A 5463-nucleotide genomic window follows, 5' to 3' on the forward strand; every position below is an offset into this window, starting at 1 on the left:
ACACTTCCTACAGGTAGCGTTGACCCTAATTTTGGTCGTCGGGTACGCAATCGCCGCCAGTTAAATAGCTTGCAAAATACGTGGCCTTATGGTTACAGTATGCCCATCGCAGTTCGCTACACGCAGGACGCTTTTTCACGTTCTGGTTGGTTGTGGCCTGTTGATGCTAAAGGTGAGCCGCTTAAAGCTACCAGTTATATGGCTGTTGGTTTCTATGTGGCTAAATACGTTAACAAAAAGTCAGATATGGACCTTGCTGCTAAAGGTCTAGGAGCTAAAGAATGGAACAACTCACTAAAAACCAAGCTGTCGCTACTTCCCAAGAAGCTGTTCAGAATCAGAATGAGCCGCAACTTCGGGATGAAAATGCTCACAATGACAAATCTGTCCACGGAGTGCTTAATCCAACTTACCAAGCTGGGTTACGACGCGACGCCGTTCAACCAGATATTGAAGCAGAACGCAAAAAGAGAGATGAGATTGAGGCTGGGAAAAGTTACTGTAGCCGACGTTTTGGCGGCGCAACCTGTGACGACAAATCTGCTCAAATTTATGCGCGCTTCGATAAAAATGATTGGCGTATCCAACCTGCAGAGTTTTATCGCTTCCATGACGCAGAAGTTAACACTTTCGGATATTTCTGATGAGTCGAAAAATTATCTTGATAAAGCAGGAATTACTACTGCTTGTTTACGAATTAAATCGAAGTGGACTGCTGGCGGAAAATGAGAAAATTCGACCTATCCTTGCGCAGCTCGAGAAGCTCTTACTTTGCGACCTTTCGCCATCAACTAACGATTCTGTCAAAAACTGACGCGTTGGATGAGGAGAAGTGGCTTAATATGCTTGGCACGTTCGTCAAGGACTGGTTTAGATATGAGTCACATTTTGTTCATGGTAGAGATTCTCTTGTTGACATTTTAAAAGAGCGTGGATTACTATCTGAGTCCGATGCTGTTCAACCACTAATAGGTAAGAAATCATGAGTCAAGTTACTGAACAATCCGTACGTTTCCAGACCGCTTTGGCCTCTATTAAGCTCATTCAGGCTTCTGCCGTTTTGGATTTAACCGAAGATGATTTCGATTTTCTGACGAGTAACAAAGTTTGGATTGCTACTGACCGCTCTCGTGCTCGTCGCTGCGTTGAGGCTTGCGTTTATGGTACGCTGGACTTTGTAGGATACCCTCGCTTTCCTGCTCCTGTTGAGTTTATTGCTGCCGTCATTGCTTATTATGTTCATCCCGTCAACATTCAAACGGCCTGTCTCATCATGGAAGGCGCTGAATTTACGGAAAACATTATTAATGGCGTCGAGCGTCCGGTTAAAGCCGCTGAATTGTTCGCGTTTACCTTGCGTGTACGCGCAGGAAACACTGACGTTCTTACTGACGCAGAAGAAAACGTGCGTCAAAAATTACGTGCAGAAGGAGTGATGTAATGTCTAAAGGTAAAAAACGTTCTGGCGCTCGCCCTGGTCGTCCGCAGCCGTTGCGAGGTACTAAAGGCAAGCGTAAAGGCGCTCGTCTTTGGTATGTAGGTGGTCAACAATTTTAATTGCAGGGGCTTCGGCCCCTTACTTGAGGATAAATTATGTCTAATATTCAAACTGGCGCCGAGCGTATGCCGCATGACCTTTCCCATCTTGGCTTCCTTGCTGGTCAGATTGGTCGTCTTATTACCATTTCAACTACTCCGGTTATCGCTGGCGACTCCTTCGAGATGGACGCCGTTGGCGCTCTCCGTCTTTCTCCATTGCGTCGTGGCCTTGCTATTGACTCTACTGTAGACATTTTTACTTTTTATGTCCCTCATCGTCACGTTTATGGTGAACAGTGGATTAAGTTCATGAAGGATGGTGTTAATGCCACTCCTCTCCCGACTGTTAACACTACTGGTTATATTGACCATGCCGCTTTTCTTGGCACGATTAACCCTGATACCAATAAAATCCCTAAGCATTTGTTTCAGGGTTATTTGAATATCTATAACAACTATTTTAAAGCGCCGTGGATGCCTGACCGTACCGAGGCTAACCCTAATGAGCTTAATCAAGATGATGCTCGTTATGGTTTCCGTTGCTGCCATCTCAAAAACATTTGGACTGCTCCGCTTCCTCCTGAGACTGAGCTTTCTCGCCAAATGACGACTTCTACCACATCTATTGACATTATGGGTCTGCAAGCTGCTTATGCTAATTTGCATACTGACCAAGAACGTGATTACTTCATGCAGCGTTACCATGATGTTATTTCTTCATTTGGAGGTAAAACCTCTTATGACGCTGACAACCGTCCTTTACTTGTCATGCGCTCTAATCTCTGGGCATCTGGCTATGATGTTGATGGAACTGACCAAACGTCGTTAGGCCAGTTTTCTGGTCGTGTTCAACAGACCTATAAACATTCTGTGCCGCGTTTCTTTGTTCCTGAGCATGGCACTATGTTTACTCTTGCGCTTGTTCGTTTTCCGCCTACTGCGACTAAAGAGATTCAGTACCTTAACGCTAAAGGTGCTTTGACTTATACCGATATTGCTGGCGACCCTGTTTTGTATGGCAACTTGCCGCCGCGTGAAATTTCTATGAAGGATGTTTTCCGTTCTGGTGATTCGTCTAAGAAGTTTAAGATTGCTGAGGGTCAGTGGTATCGTTATGCGCCTTCGTATGTTTCTCCTGCTTATCACCTTCTTGAAGGCTTCCCATTCATTCAGGAACCGCCTTCTGGTGATTTGCAAGAACGCGTACTTATTCGCCACCATGATTATGACCAGTGTTTCCAGTCCGTTCAGTTGTTGCAGTGGAATAGTCAGGTTAAATTTAATGTGACCGTTTATCGCAATCTGCCGACCACTCGCGATTCAATCATGACTTCGTGATAAAAGATTGAGTGTGAGGTTATAACGCCGAAGCGGTAAAAATTTTAATTTTTGCCGCTGAGGGGTTGACCAAGCGAAGCGCGGTAGGTTTTCTGCTTAGGAGTTTAATCATGTTTCAGACTTTTATTTCTCGCCATAATTCAAACTTTTTTTCTGATAAGCTGGTTCTCACTTCTGTTACTCCAGCTTCTTCGGCACCTGTTTTACAGACACCTAAAGCTACATCGTCAACGTTATATTTTGATAGTTTGACGGTTAATGCTGGTAATGGTGGTTTTCTTCATTGCATTCAGATGGATACATCTGTCAACGCCGCTAATCAGGTTGTTTCTGTTGGTGCTGATATTGCTTTTGATGCCGACCCTAAATTTTTTGCCTGTTTGGTTCGCTTTGAGTCTTCTTCGGTTCCGACTACCCTCCCGACTGCCTATGATGTTTATCCTTTGGATGGTCGCCATGATGGTGGTTATTATACCGTCAAGGACTGTGTGACTATTGACGTCCTTCCCCGTACGCCGGGCAATAATGTTTATGTTGGTTTCATGGTTTGGTCTAACTTTACCGCTACTAAATGCCGCGGATTGGTTTCGCTGAATCAGGTTATTAAAGAGATTATTTGTCTCCAGCCACTTAAGTGAGGTGATTTATGTTTGGTGCTATTGCTGGCGGTATTGCTTCTGCTCTTGCTGGTGGCGCCATGTCTAAATTGTTTGGAGGCGGTCAAAAAGCCGCCTCCGGTGGCATTCAAGGTGATGTGCTTGCTACCGATAACAATACTGTAGGCATGGGTGATGCTGGTATTAAATCTGCCATTCAAGGCTCTAATGTTCCTAACCCTGATGAGGCCGTCCCTAGTTTTGTTTCTGGTGCTATGGCTAAAGCTGGTAAAGGACTTCTTGAAGGTACGTTGCAGGCTGGCACTTCTGCCGTTTCTGATAAGTTGCTTGATTTGGTTGGACTTGGTGGCAAGTCTGCCGCTGATAAAGGAAAGGATACTCGTGATTATCTTGCTGCTGCATTTCCTGAGCTTAATGCTTGGGAGCGTGCTGGTGCTGATGCTTCCTCTGCTGGTATGGTTGACGCCGGATTTGAGAATCAAAAAGAGCTTACTAAAATGCAACTGGACAATCAGAAAGAGATTGCCGAGATGCAAAATGAGACTCAAAAAGAGATTGCTGGCATTCAGTCGGCGACTTCACGCCAGAATACGAAAGACCAGGTATATGCACAAAATGAGATGCTTGCTTATCAACAGAAGGAGTCTACTGCTCGCGTTGCGTCTATTATGGAAAACACCAATCTTTCCAAGCAACAGCAGGTTTCCGAGATTATGCGCCAAATGCTTACTCAAGCTCAAACGGCTGGTCAGTATTTTACCAATGACCAAATCAAAGAAATGACTCGCAAGGTTAGTGCTGAGGTTGACTTAGTTCATCAGCAAACGCAGAATCAGCGGTATGGCTCTTCTCATATTGGCGCTACTGCAAAGGATATTTCTAATGTCGTCACTGATGCTGCTTCTGGTGTGGTTGATATTTTTCATGGTATTGATAAAGCTGTTGCCGATACTTGGAACAATTTCTGGAAAGACGGTAAAGCTGATGGTATTGGCTCTAATTTGTCTAGGAAATAACCGTCAGGATTGACACCCTCCCAATTGTATGTTTTCATGCCTCCAAATCTTGGAGGCTTTTTTATGGTTCGTTCTTATTACCCTTCTGAATGTCACGCTGATTATTTTGACTTTGAGCGTATCGAGGCTCTTAAACCTGCTATTGAGGCTTGTGGCATTTCTACTCTTTCTCAATCCCCAATGCTTGGCTTCCATAAGCAGATGGATAACCGCATCAAGCTCTTGGAAGAGATTCTGTCTTTTCGTATGCAGGGCGTTGAGTTCGATAATGGTGATATGTATGTTGACGGCCATAAGGCTGCTTCTGACGTTCGTGATGAGTTTGTATCTGTTACTGAGAAGTTAATGGATGAATTGGCACAATGCTACAATGTGCTCCCCCAACTTGATATTAATAACACTATAGACCACCGCCCCGAAGGGGACGAAAAATGGTTTTTAGAGAACGAGAAGACGGTTACGCAGTTTTGCCGCAAGCTGGCTGCTGAACGCCCTCTTAAGGATATTCGCGATGAGTATAATTACCCCAAAAAGAAAGGTATTAAGGATGAGTGTTCAAGATTGCTGGAGGCCTCCACTATGAAATCGCGTAGAGGCTTTGCTATTCAGCGTTTGATGAATGCAATGCGACAGGCTCATGCTGATGGTTGGTTTATCGTTTTTGACACTCTCACGTTGGCTGACGACCGATTAGAGGCGTTTTATGATAATCCCAATGCTTTGCGTGACTATTTTCGTGATATTGGTCGTATGGTTCTTGCTGCCGAGGGTCGCAAGGCTAATGATTCACACGCCGACTGCTATCAGTATTTTTGTGTGCCTGAGTATGGTACAGCTAATGGCCGTCTTCATTTCCATGCGGTGCACTTTATGCGGACACTTCCTACAGGTAGCGTTGACCCTAATTTTGGTCGTCGGGTACGCAATCGCCGCCAGTTAAATAGCTTGCAAAA

General features: G+C 44.8%; 9 protein-coding genes. All 9 read left to right on the top strand.

Features of this window, described 5'->3' with window-relative positions:
• A partial coding sequence (locus PAN31117_RS27945) for a replication endonuclease (protein ID WP_150740867.1) occupies window positions 1-729 on the top strand: 729 nt, incomplete at its 5' end.
• A complete protein-coding gene (locus tag PAN31117_RS27950; protein ID WP_435988044.1) occupies window positions 662-814 on the top strand; it encodes a hypothetical protein in 153 nt (50 codons plus the stop codon). The genes PAN31117_RS27945 and PAN31117_RS27950, both read left to right, overlap by 68 nt.
• Window positions 747-986 (top strand): phage DNA packaging protein C, encoded by a 240-nt coding sequence (locus PAN31117_RS27955; RefSeq protein ID WP_016670801.1) that lies wholly within the window; start codon window positions 747-749, stop codon window positions 984-986. The genes PAN31117_RS27950 and PAN31117_RS27955 overlap by 68 nt, the downstream gene beginning before the upstream one ends.
• The gene (locus PAN31117_RS27960) at window positions 983-1441 is read left to right on the top strand and encodes a scaffolding protein D (RefSeq protein WP_000084700.1); all 459 of its coding nucleotides are present in this window, start codon (window positions 983-985) and stop codon (window positions 1439-1441) included. Before PAN31117_RS27955 ends, PAN31117_RS27960 begins: the two co-directional genes overlap by 4 nt.
• Window positions 1441-1557, top strand: a complete 117-nt coding sequence (locus PAN31117_RS27965; RefSeq protein ID WP_000033471.1) for a phage DNA packaging protein J — start codon at window positions 1441-1443, stop codon at window positions 1555-1557. Before PAN31117_RS27960 ends, PAN31117_RS27965 begins: the two co-directional genes overlap by 1 nt.
• 36 nt (window positions 1558-1593) lie before the next feature.
• The gene (locus PAN31117_RS27970) at window positions 1594-2877 is read left to right on the top strand and encodes a major capsid protein (protein ID WP_000065572.1); all 1284 of its coding nucleotides are present in this window, start codon (window positions 1594-1596) and stop codon (window positions 2875-2877) included.
• A gap of 110 nt (window positions 2878-2987) precedes the next feature.
• Window positions 2988-3515 carry a hypothetical protein gene (locus PAN31117_RS27975; RefSeq protein WP_000487867.1) on the top strand — a complete coding sequence of 176 codons (528 nt, stop codon included), beginning with the start codon at window positions 2988-2990 and terminating at the stop codon, window positions 3513-3515.
• An 8-nt stretch (window positions 3516-3523) separates the two neighbouring features.
• Window positions 3524-4510: a Minor spike protein gene (locus PAN31117_RS27980; RefSeq protein ID WP_000466547.1), complete on the top strand. Its 987-nt coding sequence runs from the start codon at window positions 3524-3526 to the stop codon at window positions 4508-4510.
• 63 nt (window positions 4511-4573) lie between these two features.
• The coding region (locus PAN31117_RS27985) for a replication endonuclease (protein ID WP_032208038.1) at window positions 4574-5463 on the top strand (890 nt) is incomplete at its 3' end.

Origin of the sequence: Pandoraea anapnoica (assembly GCF_902459765.1) — a bacterium.
In the GTDB taxonomy this organism is placed as follows: Bacteria; Pseudomonadota; Gammaproteobacteria; order Burkholderiales; family Burkholderiaceae; genus Pandoraea; species Pandoraea anapnoica.